At 72.3% G+C, this 15,699-nt stretch carries 15 protein-coding genes; 9 read left to right on the top strand and 6 right to left on the bottom strand.

From position 1 onward, the window contains the following. Nucleotides 1-99: 99 nt before the first annotated feature. Nucleotides 100-1,344, top strand: a complete 1,245-nt coding sequence (gene aroA / locus ACIGXJ_RS05285) for a 3-phosphoshikimate 1-carboxyvinyltransferase (protein WP_399641766.1) — start codon at nucleotides 100-102, stop codon at nucleotides 1,342-1,344. Continuing rightward, entirely contained in the window at nucleotides 1,341-1,985 is a 645-nt protein-coding gene (locus ACIGXJ_RS05280; RefSeq protein WP_399641764.1) for a GNAT family N-acetyltransferase, read from the top strand. The genes aroA and ACIGXJ_RS05280 overlap by 4 nt, the downstream gene beginning before the upstream one ends. On the opposite strand, the gene ACIGXJ_RS05275 is transcribed toward ACIGXJ_RS05280, so the two are convergent. From ACIGXJ_RS05275 to ACIGXJ_RS05265, 3 genes are all read right to left on the bottom strand, one after another. Continuing rightward, a complete protein-coding gene (locus ACIGXJ_RS05275; protein WP_399641763.1) occupies nucleotides 1,969-2,769 on the bottom strand; it encodes a sugar phosphate isomerase/epimerase family protein in 801 nt (266 codons plus the stop codon). The two genes, ACIGXJ_RS05280 and ACIGXJ_RS05275, sit on opposite strands and share 17 nt — an antisense overlap. A gap of 61 nt (nucleotides 2,770-2,830) precedes the next feature. Then, entirely contained in the window at nucleotides 2,831-3,421 is a 591-nt protein-coding gene (locus tag ACIGXJ_RS05270; RefSeq protein ID WP_399641761.1) for a dihydrofolate reductase family protein, read from the bottom strand. 95 nt (nucleotides 3,422-3,516) lie between these two features. Next, the gene (locus ACIGXJ_RS05265) at nucleotides 3,517-3,936 is read right to left on the bottom strand and encodes a nuclear transport factor 2 family protein (protein ID WP_399641759.1); all 420 of its coding nucleotides are present in this window, start codon (nucleotides 3,934-3,936) and stop codon (nucleotides 3,517-3,519) included. A gap of 102 nt (nucleotides 3,937-4,038) precedes the next feature. Between ACIGXJ_RS05265 and ACIGXJ_RS05260 the strand changes: the two genes are divergently transcribed. After that, the gene (locus ACIGXJ_RS05260; protein ID WP_399641757.1) at nucleotides 4,039-4,419 is read left to right on the top strand and encodes a VOC family protein; all 381 of its coding nucleotides are present in this window, start codon (nucleotides 4,039-4,041) and stop codon (nucleotides 4,417-4,419) included. A 269-nt stretch (nucleotides 4,420-4,688) separates the two neighbouring features. Here ACIGXJ_RS05260 and ACIGXJ_RS05255 read toward each other — a convergent pair whose 3' ends face one another. After that, nucleotides 4,689-5,735: a LacI family DNA-binding transcriptional regulator gene (locus ACIGXJ_RS05255; RefSeq protein WP_399641755.1), complete on the bottom strand. Its 1,047-nt coding sequence runs from the start codon at nucleotides 5,733-5,735 to the stop codon at nucleotides 4,689-4,691. Nucleotides 5,736-6,062: 327 nt separating this feature from the next. On the opposite strand from ACIGXJ_RS05255, the gene ACIGXJ_RS05250 reads away from it, so the two are divergent. From ACIGXJ_RS05250 to ACIGXJ_RS05240, 3 genes are read left to right on the top strand one after another with little or no spacing between them, the layout of a single operon-like run. Continuing rightward, nucleotides 6,063-7,214 (top strand): Gfo/Idh/MocA family protein, encoded by a 1,152-nt coding sequence (locus ACIGXJ_RS05250; RefSeq protein ID WP_399641754.1) that lies wholly within the window; start codon nucleotides 6,063-6,065, stop codon nucleotides 7,212-7,214. Then, the gene (locus ACIGXJ_RS05245) at nucleotides 7,211-8,362 is read left to right on the top strand and encodes a dihydrodipicolinate synthase family protein (protein WP_399641752.1); all 1,152 of its coding nucleotides are present in this window, start codon (nucleotides 7,211-7,213) and stop codon (nucleotides 8,360-8,362) included. The genes ACIGXJ_RS05250 and ACIGXJ_RS05245 overlap by 4 nt, the downstream gene beginning before the upstream one ends. Before the next feature lie 32 nt (nucleotides 8,363-8,394). Beyond that, a complete protein-coding gene (locus tag ACIGXJ_RS05240; protein ID WP_399641751.1) occupies nucleotides 8,395-9,219 on the top strand; it encodes a sugar phosphate isomerase/epimerase family protein in 825 nt (274 codons plus the stop codon). 86 nt (nucleotides 9,220-9,305) lie between these two features. Here the strand turns inward: ACIGXJ_RS05240 and ACIGXJ_RS05235 are convergent, their stop codons facing one another. Continuing rightward, a complete protein-coding gene (locus ACIGXJ_RS05235) occupies nucleotides 9,306-9,722 on the bottom strand; it encodes a hypothetical protein (protein ID WP_399641749.1) in 417 nt (138 codons plus the stop codon). Between the two features lie 179 nt (nucleotides 9,723-9,901). Next, nucleotides 9,902-10,876, bottom strand: coding sequence for a helix-turn-helix domain-containing protein (locus ACIGXJ_RS05230; RefSeq protein WP_399641747.1), 975 nt, complete (start codon nucleotides 10,874-10,876; stop codon nucleotides 9,902-9,904). A 291-nt stretch (nucleotides 10,877-11,167) separates the two neighbouring features. Between ACIGXJ_RS05230 and ACIGXJ_RS05225 the strand changes: the two genes are divergently transcribed. The 3 genes from ACIGXJ_RS05225 (at nucleotide 11,168) to ACIGXJ_RS05215 (ending at nucleotide 15,597) form a co-directional block, all read left to right on the top strand. Continuing rightward, nucleotides 11,168-11,716: a DUF1062 domain-containing protein gene (locus ACIGXJ_RS05225; RefSeq protein ID WP_399642147.1), complete on the top strand. Its 549-nt coding sequence runs from the start codon at nucleotides 11,168-11,170 to the stop codon at nucleotides 11,714-11,716. 94 nt (nucleotides 11,717-11,810) lie between these two features. Continuing rightward, entirely contained in the window at nucleotides 11,811-14,066 is a 2,256-nt protein-coding gene (locus ACIGXJ_RS05220) for an ATP-dependent RecD-like DNA helicase (RefSeq protein WP_399641745.1), read from the top strand. Nucleotides 14,067-14,307: 241 nt separating this feature from the next. Then, nucleotides 14,308-15,597, top strand: a complete 1,290-nt coding sequence (locus ACIGXJ_RS05215) for a citrate synthase (protein ID WP_399641743.1) — start codon at nucleotides 14,308-14,310, stop codon at nucleotides 15,595-15,597. Nucleotides 15,598-15,699: the final 102 nt, after the last annotated feature.

Here is a 15,699-nt window from a genome sequence, read left to right as displayed (position 1 = left end):
CCACCGGGTCCGGCTCGCCCCGAGTCCTCCTCAGGTCCACCGGGTTCCATCCCGTGGACGCCCCCGCGCCCGGAGCCGCCGTCGGCCGATCATGGGGCCATGCCCGTAGCCGACATCCCCGGATCCAAGTCCATCACCGCCCGCGCCCTCTTCCTCGCGGCCGCGGCCGACGGCGTCACCACCCTCGTACGGCCCCTGCGCTCCGACGACACCGAGGGCTTCGCCGAAGGGCTCGAGCGCCTCGGCCACCGGATCGGCCGCACTCCGGACACCTGGCAGATCGACGGCCGCCCCGAGGGCCCCGCCGTCACGGAGGCCGACGTCTACTGCCGCGACGGCGCGACCACGGCCCGCTTCCTGCCGACCCTGGCGGCGGCGGGCCACGGCACCTACCGCTTCGACGCGTCCCCGCAGATGCGCCGCCGCCCGCTGCTGCCGCTGACCCGCGCCCTGCGCGACCTCGGCGTGGACGTACGGCACGACGAACGCGAGGGCCACCACCCCCTCACCGTCCGGGCCCGCGGAGTCGAGGGCGGCGACGTGGTCCTGGACGCCGGCCAGTCGAGCCAGTACCTGACCGCGCTGCTCCTGCTCGGCCCCCTGACCCGCAAGGGCCTGCGCATCCGGGTCACGGACCTGGTCTCGGTGCCGTACGTCGAGATCACGATGGCGATGATGCGGGCCTTCGGCGCGCAGGTGACCAGGGACGGGAGCCTGTTCACGGTCGCCCCGGGCGGCTACCGCGCCACGACGTACGCGGTGGAGCCCGACGCGTCCACGGCGAGCTACTTCTTCGCGGCCGCCGCCCTCACCGGCGGCGAGGTCACCGTCCCCGGCCTCGGCGAGGACGCCCTCCAGGGCGACCTGCGGTTCGTGCGGGTGCTGGCGGACATGGGCGCCGACGTGGAGGTCGGCCCCGAGGCGACCAGGGTGCGCGGCACGGGCGAGCTGCGCGGCGTCACCGTCAACATGCGCGACATCTCCGACACGATGCCCACCCTGGCCGCCCTCGCCCCCTACGCCACCGGCCCGGTCCGCATCGAGGACGTGGCCAACACGCGGGTGAAGGAGTGCGACCGCCTGGAGGCCTGCGCGGAGAACCTGCGGCGGCTCGGGGCCGACGTCGCGACCGGCGACGACTGGATCGAGGTACGCCCGGCCGCGCGACTGCGTCCCGGGACGGAGATCAGGACGTACGGCGACCACCGCATGGTGATGTCCTTCGCGGTCACCGGCCTGCGCACGCCCGGAATCTCGTTCGACGACCCGGGGTGCGTCCGCAAGACTTTCCCCGGCTTCCACGAGGCCTTCGCGGAGCTGAGAAAGGGGTTGGGGCGAGGATGACGTTCGAGCTGGAGGGCCCGGTCCTGGAGGGCACTACGGTCCGCCTGGAGCCGCTGGGCCTCGCGCACGCGGCGGACCTGGCGACGGCGGCCGAGGAGGACCGGTCCGGCTACTCCTTCACCTGGGTGCCCAGGGCGGAGGAGGTCGAGGCGTACATAGCGGAGCAGCTGGCCCGCGCGGCGACGGGACGGCTCGCCCCGTACGCCCAGATCTCGCTGGAGTCCGGCCGGGCGGTGGGCGCCACGGCCTACTGGGAGCCCCGCTGCTGGCTGAGCGACGACCACCTGGACGCCGTCGAGGTCGGCTTCACCTGGCTCGCCGCCTCCGCCCAGGGCACCGGCCTCAACGCCGAGTCCAAGCTCCTCCTCTTCCGCCACGCCTTCGAGGTCTGGCGGGTCTCCCGCGTCGACCTCAAGACCGACGCCCGCAACGCCCGCTCCCGCGCCGCCATCGCCAGGACCGGCGCCCGCTTCGAGGGCGTCCTGCGCAACTGGTCCCGCTCCTGGGCGCCCGGCGAGTCCGGCCTGCGCGACTCGGCGATCTTCTCCATCACGGCGCAGGAGTGGCCGCAGTGCAAGGGGCTGCTGGAGGCGCGGGTCGCGCAGGCGCGCCGGCCGGGCGGCCCTACGCCGAGTCGCTGAGCAGCCGGAGCAGGTGGTCGTGCCCCGCGGCAAGGAGCTGGGGCAGCGGCCGGACGCCCTCGTACCAGCGCTTCTCGTACTCCCAGCACAGCCAGCCGTCCCAGCCGTGCCGGGACAGCACCTCCACGCACTCGGTGACCGGCAGGACCCCCGCGCCGAGCGTCAGCGGGGTGGTGTCCTCGGCGGAGGCGATGTCCTTGACCTGGACGTACCCCAGGTAGGGGCCGAGCGCGGCGTACGTCTCCGAGGGCTGCTCGCCGCCCAGCCAGGTGTGCATCACGTCCCACAGCGCGCCCACGTGCCGGTGCCCGACCAGGCCCAGGACGCGCAGCGCGGCCGCGCCGGTGCGGTGCGAGTCATGGGTCTCCAGCAGGATGCGTACGCCCAGGTCGGCGGCGTGCTCCGCGGCCGTGCCCAGCCGCCGCGCGGCGGCCGCGTCGGCGTCCTCGTCGGGCTGGCCCGCGTCGGCGCCCGGGAAGACCCGGACGTACGGGGCGCCGAGGTCATGGGCCAGGTCGACCAGCTCGCGCAGCTCGTCGATCACCGGCTCGTCGGGGCCGGGCGCCGCCACCCGCGTGTACCCGGCGGCGGCGAGCAGTTCGACACCGGCCTCCTTGAACAGGGCGGCCGCCTGCGCCCGTTCGGGCCGGCCGAGACCCGGATGGACCGGTTCCTCCGGGTGGGCGCGCAGCTCCACGCCGTGGAAGCCGTGGTCGGACGCGAGCCGCAGGACGTCGGGCAGGGGCATACCGGGTACGCCGAGGGTGGAGAACGCCAGCTTCATGCTCAACGACCTTACTTGCGCCGGGCCCCCGGCGGGACGTCCCGCACGGCCGAGCCCCGGGTCACTCGGCGCGGCGGTACACGTTCACCAGCGTCCCGGTGCCCGCCCGCGTGGTGGAGACCAGCTCGAAGGGGAACCTGGCCCCGCCCTCGGGGAAGATCGTCTTGCCGCCGCCCAGCACCACCGGCATCACGATCAGCCGCAGCTCGTCCGCGAGGCCCTCGGCGATCAGCGTACGGGCCAGGGTGGGGCTGCCCATCACCAGCAGGTTCCCGCCCTCGCTCTCGCGCAGCCTGCGTACTTCGGCGACGGCCTCCGCGCCCGGCAGCAGGGTGGTGTTCTCCCAGGTCAGGTCGGATGCGCCGAGCGATCCGGAGACGACGTACTTACGGATGGCGTTCATCCGGTCCGCGAAGGGGTCCCCGGCCCGCTCCGGCCACGCCGCCGCCATCGTCGCCCAGGTACGACGCCCGAACAGCAGCGCGTCCGCCTCCCCGAGGGCCGCGTCGAACGCGCCGCCGACGACCTCCGGGTCGAAGTAGGGGTGCGTCCAGCCGCCGTGCGCGAACCCGCCGTCGGTGTCCTCCTGCGGGCCGCCCGGCGCCTGCACGACACCGTCGAGGCTGATGAACTCGCTGATGACGATCCGCATGGTGGTGCTCCTTCGGGGTTTCCCTGTTCGTACGTGCTTACGGCCATACAGACGATCGTGGCGCCGGAAAGTCATCGCACCGGGGGAAAAAAATCTCAGCGGGTGTCCCCGACACCCGCCGGGGGCCGCCCCTGGGTCCACACCGCCCGCACCGAGACCCGCTCGAACCGCCAGCCGTCCGCCGTGCGGCGCAGGTCGCCCTCCCACACGCCGCCGACGGAGAAGGCCGACTCATCGGCGTGCACATGCGTCATCAGCGCGTTCCAGGATGCGGAGGCCCGCTCCCCGGCCGCGTCGACGAGCACCCCGGAGGCGATGTGCTGCGTACGGACGTACCGCCCGAGGGCCACCTCGGCGTCCCGCGCGGCCGCGGCCCCCGCGCCGGCGCCGAGCGGGGTCTCCATCAGGACGTCCTCGGTGACGTACGGCCGCATCCAGCCGGGGGTGAAGTCGCGTGCGTCCAGGGCCCGGAAGAGGCGGTGGACGAGGGTCTCGATCTCTGCCTGCGTGTTCATGCAGCCCAGCCTCCGGCCTCAAGCGCGCTTGAGGTCAAGGGGGTCGGGCCGCGGCCGCAATTCCGTTGCGACGGGCCCGTCGGCCGTGGTGCGGTGGCCGTCATGACCTCACTGCTCCGGCACATCACCGTGGACTGCACCGACCCCTACGCCCTCGCCCAGTGGTGGGCCCAGGCCCTCGACGGCAGGCTCGCCGACGACGACTTCCCGGGCGACCCCGAGGCCCTGCTCAGCACCGCGGGCGGGGACGTGCTCTTCATCCGCGTCGACGACCCCAAGTCCGGCAAGAACCGCGTCCACTTCGACCTCCAGCCCCAGGACCGCACCCGCGACGAGGAGGTCGACCGCCTCCTCGCCCTCGGTGCCACCCTCCACGCCGACCACCGCCGCCCCGACGGCACCGGCTGGGCCACCCTCACCGACCCGGAGGGCAACGAGTTCTGCGTGGAACGCAGCGCGGCGGAACGAGCACGTCAGTCCTAGCGGCGCACGTGCTCCTGCGCGCGGCCGCCACGGAAGCGCCGACGTGAGCGGACACGCCCTGATCGACGACGAAGAGTCCCGCACGAACCACCCGCCACCGGGCCGCGCCGCCGCCCGGGTGCGGCGGGTTGAGCCTCGTGCGACCGTCCCCGCTGGGGCGCGCTCCGGTCCGGGCCCCCCGGCCACCGGGCTCCCGTCCCGGCAGGACGCCCCAACCGCCGGGCCACCCCTCTCCGCCAGACCCACCTGCCGCCTGGCCCCCGCCGTGGTCAGGCCTTCGGTACCCCCGTCGACCCCCGCACCATCAACTCCCCCCGCACGGTGGCGATTCCGCCCGGCGGGGGTTCCTCGCGGCCCATGGCGATCCGGCCGGCCCGGGCGCCCGCCTCGGCGAGGGGGAGTCGTACGGTCGTGAGGGACGGCACCGCGTCGACGCTGAAGGGCAGGTCGTCGAAGCCGGCGACCGAGACGTCCTCGGGGATGCGCAGCCCCGACTCGCGCAGCGCCGCGCACGCGCCCAGGGCGACGGAGTCGTTCGCGGCGACGACGGCCGTCAGGGTCGGGTCCCTGCGCAGGAGTTCGAGCGTGGCGTCGTAGCCGGACTGGCGGTCGTAGCGGCCGTGGACGGTCCAGCCGGGCTCCTCCTCGATGCCCGCGGCGGCGAGCGCGGCACGGTGGCCCTCCAGGCGGTGCCTGGTGGTGGTGCGCTCCTCCGGGCCCGCGATGTAGCCGAGGCGGCGGTGGCCGAGGGTGATGAGGTGCTCGGTGAGCCGCTGGGCGCCGCCGCGGTTGTCGAAGGCCAGCGCGATGGTCTCCGCGTCGGGGGCCGGCGGCCGCCCGCACAGCACCACGCGCGTGCCGGCGTCCGCCAGCTTGCGCAGCTTCGCCGCGACGGCCGACGCGTGCGGCTGGTCCTCGACCGCGCCGCCGGTCAGCACCACGGCCGCGGCCCGCTGCCGCTGGAGCAGCGTGAGGTAGGTCAGTTCGCGCTCGGGGGAGCCGCCGGTGTTGCAGACGACCGCCAGCCGTTCCCCGCCCGCGCGTCCGCCCGGCCCCCCGATCTCCGACTGGATGGCGCTCGCCATGATCCCGAAGAACGGGTCGGCGATGTCGTTGACGAGGATCCCGACCAGGTCGGAGGTGGCGGCGGCGAGCGCGCTCGCGGGCCCGTTGAGGACGTAGTCCAGCTCGTCGACCGCCTTCAGCACCCGCTCGCGGGTGGACGCGGCGACGGGGTAGTTCCCGTTCAGCACGCGCGACACCGTCGCGGGCGAGACCTGGGCGCGGGCCGCCACGTCCGCCAGGGTCACCGTCATCTCGTAGTCCTCCGGTCGCGCATTTCGTCGTACCTCGTCGTACACGTGCCCCGAGGGGGCAGCGGTTTCATCCGACCGCACCTTCCCGGCCCCGTCACCGGTTCCGCGCCGATCGTCGCCGGTTCGGTATCGACGCCGTGGTCAGCCGGGTGCCGGCCCGCGTGACCGGGAGCTCCGTCGGTCGTTCGCCCCCTCGAACAACTCCAGGTGACCGCGGCCTTGTCCGGCCGCTGATCAGAGGCTAGCTTCTTTCTACATAGAAAGCGCTTGCTGTACTGCTGACCCGGCACGGCCCGGCAGTCGTACGACGCCAACGAAGGGAACGACGTGACACGCAAGACGGTGCGTATCGCCATGAACGGCGTGACCGGGCGCATGGGCTACCGCCAGCACCTGGTCCGCTCCATCCTGGCCATCCGCGACCAGGGCGGACTCGACCTCGGCGACGGCACCGTGCTGTGGCCCGAGCCGGTCCTGGTCGGCAGGCGCGAGCACGCGCTCACCGCGCTCGCCGAACGGCACGGCCTCGAGCACCGGACCACCGACCTGGACGCCGTCCTCGCCGACGACAGCGTCGAGATCTACTTCGACGCCCAGGTCACCTCCGCCCGCGAGGACGCCCTCAAGAAGGCCATCGCCGCCGGCAAGCACGTCTACACCGAGAAGCCCACCGCCACCGGCCTCGCCGGAGCCCTGGAGCTGGCGAGACTCGCCGCCGGGGCCGGCATCCGGCACGGCGTCGTCCAGGACAAGCTCTTCCTGCCCGGCCTGCTCAAGCTGAAGCGCCTCATCGACGGCGGCTTCTTCGGCCGCATCCTGTCCGTGCGCGGCGAGTTCGGCTACTGGGTCTTCGAGGGCGACTGGCAGGAGGCCCAGCGCCCGAGCTGGAACTACCGCGCCGAGGACGGCGGCGGCATCGTCGTCGACATGTTCCCGCACTGGGAGTACGTCCTGCACGAGCTGTTCGGCCGTGTCACCTCCGTCCAGGCCCTCACCGCCACCCACGTCCCGCAGCGCTGGGACGAGCACGGCAAGCCCTACGACGCCACCGCCGACGACGCCGCGTACGGCATCTTCGAGCTGGAGGGCGGCGCGATCGCCCAGATCAACTCCTCCTGGACCGTCCGCGTCAACCGCGACGAACTCGTCGAGTTCCAGGTCGACGGCACCGAGGGCTCCGCGGTGGCCGGACTCAGGAACTGCCGTGTGCAGCACAGGAGCGCCACCCCCAAGCCGGTCTGGAACCCGGACATCCCCGCCACCGAGGTCTTCCGCGACCAGTGGCAGGAGGTCCCGGACAACGCCGCGTTCGACAACGGCTTCAAGGCCCAGTGGGAGCTCTTCCTCAAGCACGTCTACGCCGACGCCCCCTACCACTGGGACCTCCTCGCCGGCGCCCGCGGCGTCCAGCTCGCCGAACTCGGCCTGCGGTCCTCCGCCGAGGGCCGCCGCCTCGACGTCCCGGAGATCTCCCTGTGACCATCCGACTCCCCGGCGCGGGCGGGACCCTAAGGGTCTACGAGCCGCGCACCGAGCCCCTGACCGTGAACTCCGGCGCGCCCCTGACCTCCCGTACGGTCTTCTCGGCCGCGCACGTGGTCGCCGACCCCTACGCGGACGTCTCGCCCGACTCACCCGCGGCCGTCGACTGGGACGCCACCCTCGCCTTCCGCCGCCACCTGTGGTCCCACGGGCTCGGCGTCGCCGAGGCCATGGACACCGCCCAGCGCGGCATGGGCCTGGACTGGGCGGGCGCCGCCGAACTGATCCGCCGCAGCGCCGCGGAGGCCCGCGGCGCCGGCGGCCGGATCGCCTGCGGCGTCGGCACCGACCAGATCACCGGCGGCACCCTCGCCGACATCCGCGCGGCCTACGAGGAGCAGCTCGCGGTCGTCGAGGAGAGCGGGGCCCAGGCGATCCTGATGGCCTCGCGCGCCCTGGCCGCCACGGCGAAGGGCCCCGAGGACTACCTGGAGGTGTACGGCCACCTCCTGCGCCAGGCGGCCGAGCCGGTGGTGCTGCACTGGCTGGGCCCGATGTTCGACCCGGCGCTGGCGGGCTACTGGGGATCGCCGGACCTGGACGCGGCGACCGAGGTGTTCCTCGAGGTCATCGCCGCGCACCCGGACAAGGTCGACGGCATCAAGGTGTCCCTGCTGGACGCGCAGCGGGAGATCGACCTGCGCCGCCGGCTCCCGCAGGGCGTCCGCTGCTACACCGGCGACGACTTCCACTACCCCGAGCTGATCGCCGGCGACGACCAGGGCTTCAGCCACGCCCTCCTCGGTATCTTCGACCCGCTGGGCCCGCTCGCGGCGGAGGCGGTGCGGGTGCTGGACACGGGTGACGTGGCCGGCTTCCGGGGCCTGCTGGACCCGACCGTCGAGCTGTCCCGCCACCTCTTCCAGGCCCCCACCCGCTTCTACAAGACGGGCGTGGTCCTCCTGGCCTGGCTGGCCGGCCACCAGTCCCACTTCACGATGGTCGGCGGCCTCCAGTCGGCCCGCTCCCTCCCGCACCTCGCCCGCGCCTACGAACTCGCGGACGGACTGGGCCTGTTCCCCGACCCGAAGCTGGCGGAGGAGCGGATGCGGAGCCTGCTCGCGGTGCACGGGGTGGAGCAGTGAGAGACGGCCTTCGGCGTTTCAGCATCAACCAGATGACCGTCAAGCAGCTGTCCCTGCCCGAACTCGTGGCCGCCTGCGACGAGTTGGGTGTCACGCAGGTCGGCCTGTGGCGTGAGCCCGTCCAGGAGTACGGCCTTCGGGCGGCGGCGAAACTGGTCCGCGACGCGGGCCTGACGGTCACCACCCTGTGCCGGGGCGGCTTCCTGACGGCGACCGAGCCGCAGGAGCGCGCCAGGGCCCTCACCGACAACCGCAGGGCGGTCGACGAGGCGGCGGCGCTGGGCACCGACACGCTCGTGCTGGTGTCCGGCGGCCTGCCGCCCGGCTCCAAGGACCTGCACGGCGCCCGGGAGCGGATCGCCGACGCGCTCGGCGAGCTCGCGCCCTACGCCGAGGACCAGGGCGTGCGCCTCGCCATCGAACCCCTGCACCCGATGTACGCGGCCGACCGCTGCGTGGTCTCCACCCTCGCGCAGGCCCTCGACCTGGCGGAGCGGTTCCCCGCGCGGCAGGTCGGCGTGACCGTGGACACGTACCACATCTGGTGGGACGACCAGGCGCCCGCGCAGATCGCACGCGCCGGGGCGTCCGGCCGTATCCACACCTTCCAGCTCGCCGACTGGACGACCCCGCTGCCGGCGGGCGTGCTCACCGGGCGCGGCCAGATCGGCGACGGCGCGATCGACATGAGGGAGTGGCTCGGCCATGTGGCGGCGGCCGGGTACACGGGCCCGGTCGAGGTGGAACTGTTCAACGACGGGCTGTGGGCGCGGGACGGGAGGGAGGTCCTGGCGGAGACGGCGGACAGGTTCGTGACACACGTGACGAGCCCGCCGGCCGAACAGCTCACCCGCTGAGCACCTGCCCCGGCTGACGGCCGAGCACCTGGCCGGCTGTCCGGCCGAGCACCTGCCGGCTGGCCGGCTGTCCGAACGGCCGGGGGTCAGCGCACGCGGTCGCCCCCGCCGCTCTCCTGGCTGTCGCGGGCGGCGGCCGCGTCCAGGACCGTGCCGAGGTCGCGGACGAACGCCGCCCGCTCCAGGAAGGTGAACCGGCGCACGATCGCCGAGGTCAGGACGATCCGTGTGCCGTCGGCCCGGGTCAGGGAGACCGTGCAGTCCCGGCGCGCGGCGAGCCAGGTGACCAGGCTGCCGGCGAACGCCTCGGTGACCGCGCCCGGTTCGAGCACCGCGAGCAGCGCCTGCGGCCGGGCCTCGGCCGGGCCCGGCGGCAGGACCAGGGAGGTGTCGGCGCGGACCCGCCCGCGCAGGGCCGGTTCGGTCGCCAGCCGGCGCCACAGCTCCTGGACGCCGGTCCCGGCCGCCCGGCTCTCCACGGTGATCCCCACACGCATGTCCATCACCCCGTACGGTGGTGTACGGCGCCCACGGCTGCGTCCGCGGGCACCGCACACCGGCTTCCTCCTGCTTCCCCCGGAGGGAAGAAGCGGTGCGGAGGAAAAGCATGGCCACGCGGGGCGGCGGATTTCATTGGCCAAGAGTGCACGGATCTTGGCGATTTCTGCACGTTCCTGTGCTCTCACGTGTGATGCCGGTAGTCCCTGGGCGAGATGCCGTAGGCCCGCCGGAACTGCCGGCTGAACGCGGCGGGGTCCCGGAACCCCCAGCGCGCGGCGAGCGCCGCGATCGGCCGCGACCGCAGCGCGGGATCGGCGAGGTCCCGCCGGCAGTGCTCCAGCCGCCGCTGCCGTATCCACGCGGCCGGGGTGGCCCCCTCCGCGGCGAACAGCTGATGCAGATGCCGTACGGAGATCCCGTGCGCGGCGGCGACGCCGGCGGGCGACAGCGAGGGGTCCCCGAGGTTGCGGTCGATGAAGTCCAGCGCCCTCGCGTGCAGGGCCCGCCTGCGCGACTCGGGGCTCATCGCGTCCTCGGCGTCGAGGGCCCGCCCCAGCACGGAGGTGAGCAGATCGGTGGTGACGCCGCCGAGGGTGAGGGCGTCGTCGTGGCCGAACTCCCCGGCTCGCCGCGAGACTTCGGCGAGCCAGCGGTACAGCACCCCGCCGATGCCGTGCCCGAGGGGGAGGGGCACGGCTAAGACCTGGCGGAGGGCGCGGGGCGGCAGCGGCAGCAGCGCATGGGGGACGGTGAGGACGACGCAGGTGCCGTTGGCATCGGGTCCGGGCGGAACGTGCCGGGCCTCGTACGGCAGGCTGCTGTCGACGATGACGAGGTCGCCGGCCCCGAAGAGGTGCTGCCGCCCGTTGTGCGCGAGCCCGCCGGTCCCGGTGAACTGGCAGTTGATCTGATACACCTCGGGGTCGAACCGCCGTATCGCCCGGGGCGTGCGCATCGACTCCAGATGCGGGAACGACAGGTCGGCCAGCTGCACGTCGCCGAGCGCGAGCACCCGCATCACGGCCCGGAAGTCGGAGTCCTGCTCACTCCTCAGCAGATTGGGCAGATGCGTCCGCGCCGCGATGTCCTGCCACAACTCCCACCGCTCCCCGGCGGGCACGTCGTCGGTCCGGTACTCCCTCACCAGCAAGCCCACGCCCCCACGCCCCCAACGCGTACCGCACGGCTACTGCTTGAGCGGGCAACATCCTAGGCGTCCAAGGGCTCGGGCACGGGGCCAAGGCGCGCCAGCCTGGCGGCAGTTGCGCGGAAAACCGTTGGCACGGCGCCGTGACGCGCCGCTAGGTTGCTGCCCTGTCGAGTCGCCCAGGCAAGGACGTGCCGTTGTACACCGTGTGAGACCTCCCGAGAGCTGATCGGTCGCGCGTCGCGCCTATGCGCCGCGCTGCTTCTTGCTGCGGATTTCTCACTGGAACCGGTGACTCCTGTGCTCAACAACTGGGTGGTCATGCCCACCTGCCTGCCTGTCGTCCTCCGCCGATGCCACTCGTGCGCGTCCGGTCGCTTCCGGGCGAACGGCAAGTTCCGCGTCAACGCCAACCACAAGCTCCTCGACGCCTGGCTGCTCGTCCTCTGCGCCGACTGCGGGGAGACGGCCGGGCTCACCGTCCTGGAGCGGACGAACGTGCGCTCCGTACGGCCCGAGCTGCTGGACCGGATGCACGCCAACGACCCCGCCCTCGCCGCCGAGTTGCTCCAGGACCCGGTCGTGCGGCGCCGTAATCGCATCGCCCTCGACTGGGACGGCGCCTGGCGTCTGGACACCGGCGGACTCGATCACCTCGACCGCGAGGTGATCGACGTCTCCGTCCGCTTCGCCGCACGGATTCCCGTGCGGCCGCAGCGGCTGATCGCCGAGGGCTGCCGGCTGCCGCGGGCCGAGGTCGAGAGGCTGATCGCGGAGGGCAGGATCGTCTCGGCGGTCCGGCTGAACGGCAGGCTCTCCGGCGACTTCACCTTCACGCTCAAACGCTGACCCGCTCCAGGACCGGGGCCTGCCCGGCCGCCGCCGGACAGGCCCCACCCGGGCTCCCGCCCCGACTGTCACACCTCCCCGCTAACGTCGACCCATGTCCCACTCATCGGCGAACCCCACCGAGCGGCGAACGGCCGTGCTCGAAGGCGTGCTGGAGAGGATCACGTACGCCAACGAGGAGAACGGCTACACGGTCGCCCGGGCGGACACGGGCAGAGGGGCCGGCGACCTGCTGACGGTCGTCGGCGCGCTGCTCGGCGCGCAGGTGGGGGAGTCCCTGCGGATGGAGGGACGCTGGGGGAGCCACCCCCAGTACGGCAAGCAGTTCACCGTCGAGAACTACACCACGCTGCTCCCGGCCACGGTGCAGGGCATCCGGCGCTACCTCGGGTCCGGGCTGGTGAAGGGGATCGGGCCGGTCTTCGCGGACCGGATCACCCAGCACTTCGGGCTGGACACGCTGCGGATCATCGAGGAGGAGCCGAAGCGGCTCATCGAGGTTCCCGGGCTCGGCCCGAAGCGGACGAAGAAGATCGCGGACGCGTGGGAGGAGCAGAAGGCGATCAAGGAGGTGATGGTCTTCCTCCAGACCGTCGGCGTGTCCACCTCCATCGCCGTGCGGATCTACAAGAAGTACGGGGACGCCTCGATCTCCGTCGTGAAGAACCAGCCCTACCGCCTCGCCGCCGACGTCTGGGGCATCGGCTTCCTGACCGCCGACAAGATCGCCCAGTCCGTCGGCATCCCCCACGACAGCCCCGAGAGGGTCAAGGCCGGCCTGCAGTACGCGCTGTCGCAGTCCACCGACCAGGGGCACTGCTTCCTGCCCGAGGAGCGGCTCATCGCCGACGCGGTCAAGCTGCTCCAGGTCGACACGGGGCTCGTGATCGAGTGCCTCGCCGAGCTGGCCGAGCCGGACGAGGAGAGCGGCGAACCCGGTGTCGTACGGGAGAAGGTGCCCGGGTCCGACCCGGCGTCCGACGAGCCGGTCACCGCGATCTACCTCGTGCCCTTCCACCGCGCCGAACTCTCCCTGTCCGCGCAGCTCCTCCGGCTCCTGCGCACGGACCAGGACCGGATGCCCGGCTTCGGCGACGTCGACTGGTCCAAGGCGCTCGGCTGGCTGAGGACGCGCACCGGCGCCGAGCTCGCGCCCGAGCAGGAAGCCGCCGTCAGACTGGCGCTGACCGAGAGGGTCGCCGTCCTCACCGGCGGCCCGGGGTGCGGCAAGTCCTTCACGGTCCGCTCGATCGTGGAGCTGGCCCGCGCCAAGAGGGCGAAGGTGCTGCTGGCCGCCCCAACCGGGCGGGCCGCCAAGCGGCTGGCCGAGCTGACCGGGGCCGAGGCCTCCACCGTGCACCGGCTGCTGGAGCTCAAGCCCGGCGGTGACGCGGCGTACGACAAGGACCGGCCGCTCGACGCCGACCTCGTGGTCGTGGACGAGGCGTCCATGCTGGATCTGCTGCTGGCCAACAAGCTGGTCAAGGCCGTGCCGCCCGGGGCGCACCTGCTCTTCGTGGGGGACGTGGACCAGCTGCCCAGCGTCGGCGCGGGGGAGGTCCTCCGCGACCTTCTCGCCGACGGCAGCCCGATCCCCGCCGTGCGGCTCACGCGGGTGTTCCGGCAGGCCCAGCAGTCCGGTGTGGTCACCAACGCGCACCGGATCAACGCCGGGCAGCACCCCCTCACCGACGGCATGAAGGACTTCTTCCTCTTCGTGGAGGACGACACCGAGGAGGCGGGCCGGCTCACGGTCGATGTCGCGGCGCGGCGGATCCCGGCCCGGTTCGGGCTGGACCCGCGCCGGGACGTGCAGGTGCTGGCGCCGATGCACCGCGGGCCGGCGGGGGCGGGCACCCTCAACGGCCTGCTGCAGCAGGCCATCACCCCCGGCCGGCCGGACGTGCCCGAGAAGCGGTTCGGCGGCCGCGTCTTCCGTGTGGGGGACAAGGTCACCCAGGTCCGCAACAATTACGACAAGGGGAGGAACGGTGTCTTCAACGGCACCGTGGGCGTGGTCACCTCGCTCGACCCGGTCGACCAGCGGCTCACGGTGCTGACGGACGAGGACGAGGAGGTGCCGTACGAGTTCGACGAGCTGGACGAGCTGGCGCACGCCTACGCGGTGACCATCCACCGCTCCCAGGGAAGCGAATATCCCGCGGTGGTGATCCCCGTCACGACCGGTGCATGGATGATGCTGCAGCGGAACCTGCTGTACACGGCCGTCACCCGGGCCAAGCAGCTGGTCGTGCTGGTCGGTTCGCGCAGAGCGATCGGCCAGGCGGTGCGTACGGTCTCGGCGGGGCGGCGCTGCACAGCACTGGATTTCCGCCTCACAGGCCGCTGAACCGGCGGTTGAGCGCCCTTCACGCCCCTTGCGACGAAAAATGATCGATCAAACGAGTCGCAAAGGTCACAGAGCACTTCCCGTGGCCCGGTGGAGGGGGCAGGATGGGCAAGTTGGCGGCACTGAGTGCCGCCGATAAGCCCAATGGTCGACCCCGAGTGCACTCTCCTGAGCCAAATGGGGGATGGTAGAGACAGTCAGGGCACCTCGAAGATGAGGCACTACGTCGGTGAGGGAAGACGTGAGCGACAACTCTGTAGTACTGCGGTACGACGGCAGCGAGTACACCTACCCGGTGATCGACAGCACCGTCGGGGACAAGGGCTTCGACATCGGGAAGCTCCGCGCCCAGACCGGTCTCGTGACCCTGGACAGCGGGTACGGCAACACCGCCGCCTATAAATCCGCCATCACCTATCTCGACGGCGAGGCGGGGATCCTTCGCTACCGCGGCTACCCGATCGAGCAGCTCGCCGAGCGGTCCACCTTCCTTGAGGTGGCGTACCTGCTGATCAACGGCGAGCTGCCGACCGTCGACCAGCTCACCGCGTTCCAGAGCGACATCACGCAGCACACCCTGCTGCACGAGGACGTCAAGAACTTCTACCGGGGCTTCCCGCGGGACGCGCACCCGATGGCGATGCTGTCCTCGGTGGTCTCGGCGCTGTCCACCTTCTACCAGGACAGCCACAACCCCTTCGACGAGAAGCAGCGGAACCTCTCCACGATCCGCCTGCTCGCCAAGCTTCCGACGATCGCGGCCTACGCCTACAAGAAGTCGGTGGGCCACCCGTTCGTCTACCCGCGCAACGACCTCGGCTACGTCGAGAACTTCCTGCGCATGACCTTCTCGGTGCCGGCGCAGGAGTACGAGCTCGACCCGGTCGTCGTCTCCGCGCTGGACAAGCTGCTGATCCTGCACGCGGACCACGAGCAGAACTGTTCGACCTCCACGGTCCGTCTGGTGGGCTCCTCGCAGGCGAACATGTTCGCCTCGATCTCGGCCGGCATCAGCGCCCTGTGGGGCCCCCTGCACGGTGGCGCCAACCAGTCCGTGCTGGAGATGCTGGAGGGCATCCAGGCCTCCGGCGGCGACGTCGACTCCTTCATCCGCAAGGTGAAGAACAAGGAGGACGGCGTCCGCCTGATGGGCTTCGGCCACCGGGTCTACAAGAACTTCGACCCGCGCGCGAAGATCATCAAGGCCGCCGCGCACGACGTCCTCTCCGCCCTCGGCAAGTCCGACGAGCTGCTGGACATCGCCCTGAAGCTGGAGGAGCACGCGCTCGCCGACGACTACTTCGTCTCGCGCAACCTCTACCCGAACGTCGACTTCTACACCGGCCTGATCTACCGGGCCATGGGCTTCCCGACCGAGATGTTCACGGTCCTCTTCGCCCTCGGCCGCCTCCCGGGCTGGATCGCCCAGTGGCACGAGATGATCAAGGAGCCCGGCTCCCGCATCGGCCGCCCGCGCCAGATCTACACCGGCGTGGTCGAGCGCGACTTCGTCCCCGTCGAGGAGCGCTGACTCCTGCCGGTGAGGGGCGCCGTTCCGCGGCGCCCCGCCGTGGAGGGTGACCGCCTGTGCTCGGGTCGCAGCATCGCAGGCCCCGCCTCATTCCGATGAGCG

This window comes from Streptomyces sp. NPDC053367, from assembly GCF_044545925.1.
Lineage (GTDB): Bacteria > Actinomycetota > Actinomycetes > Streptomycetales > Streptomycetaceae > Streptomyces.
The sequence above is the reverse complement of the archived record's forward strand: the minus strand, read 5'-3'. Positions and strand labels throughout refer to the sequence as shown.